General features: G+C 46.5%; 1 protein-coding gene and 1 pseudogene. Both read right to left on the bottom strand.

What is annotated here, in order from left to right:
• Positions 1–278: 278 nt before the first annotated feature.
• Positions 279–524 (bottom strand): annotated as a pseudogene (locus tag HT737_RS29040) (MFS transporter); the annotation flags it as partial.
• Positions 525–714: 190 nt separating this feature from the next.
• On the bottom strand, positions 715–1,153 hold a 439-nt coding region (locus HT737_RS29035), incomplete at its 5' end, for an Lrp/AsnC family transcriptional regulator (protein ID WP_182404548.1).

Genomic DNA, 1,153 nt, shown 5'->3' with positions numbered 1-1,153 from the left:
CGATGTGGGTATTCAAAAAAAGATGATTTTTTTTAGGCCTTTAAAATTCAATAGGTTGTGCATCTTTTTTTGACGCGGCTGCGTCGCGGGTTTTTCAGTTTTGTTGATAAAAGACTTTGAGATTTTCGAAATAAATGAACCAGCTTCGAGCACCGGCTAGACAAAAGGTCTGACAGCCATCAGGTTCCTGCCAAAGTTCATGATTCATATTCGAGGTTCTGTTTTTTAAGGTCGTTATGGTGCCCGATACTCTGATGGAACGGCCGTTATGGATCGGCTCTGTAGACGAACAAATCACTCAGGGGCACGAGGAAGAACAGGCGAAGCGCGAAACCGATCTGGGTCAGCGAAACGATCGGGCTGGCCATGGTATTGGTCAGGCCAATGTCCGGTGCAATCAGGCCGATAATCGGCTGCGAATAGTAGATGTTAGCCACGATTGCGCCGCAGCAGAATGCAAATAAGAGCACCATACTTTTGGTCATTGTCGCAGTACCAAGGGGCACTTGGGTCGCTGGGTTCATAACGTGTCTCGCTGAACGAAGGAAATGTGCACCGATAACAGTGGACCGAGAATGAAATGATAACTCTCATTCCGTTGCGAAATGATGAAGAGAGCATGTGCCGTCTGCCCGTCAACTTCGGGTTAGACCGGAAAAAAACTATGTCAGCCCGCTCATGCCAACAAGAAGGTTAGGGACTCTCGGCATGAAGTCAGATACTGTCATCTTCAGTAGGTATGTATAGTCCGCGCTTATATGTTTGTAGCGAGACACTGGTTGTAACACGACGTATGTTTGGGTTTTCCTCCACAAGTCTCTGGGTAATCGCATCATAGGCTTCCACATTCTTTGCTACCACGATCAAATAAACGTCAGCGGAGCCAGTTGTGTAAATGGCCTGTTGTACTGAGTCTTCTTTATCCAACCATCTTTTAAGTTGAGCAAGTAAGTCCTTGCGCTCTCTCTCAATTTCTAGCGCAGTAACAAAGGTTAAAGGCATACCCACCTTCTTCGCATCGACAATTGTGACCTGTCCCAAAATTACCCCATCGTCGCGCATTTTACGTATGCGCCTCAAAACAGATGAAGCGGACATACCTGTTTCATCAGCAATTTGATCCGCAGGCGTAAGGCAATCTCTCTGCAATATT

It is taken from the genome of Pseudomonas sp. MD195_PC81_125 (assembly GCF_014060985.1).
GTDB lineage: Bacteria > Pseudomonadota > Gammaproteobacteria > Pseudomonadales > Pseudomonadaceae > Aquipseudomonas > Aquipseudomonas parakoreensis.
This window is presented reverse-complemented; position numbering and strand designations above follow the sequence as displayed.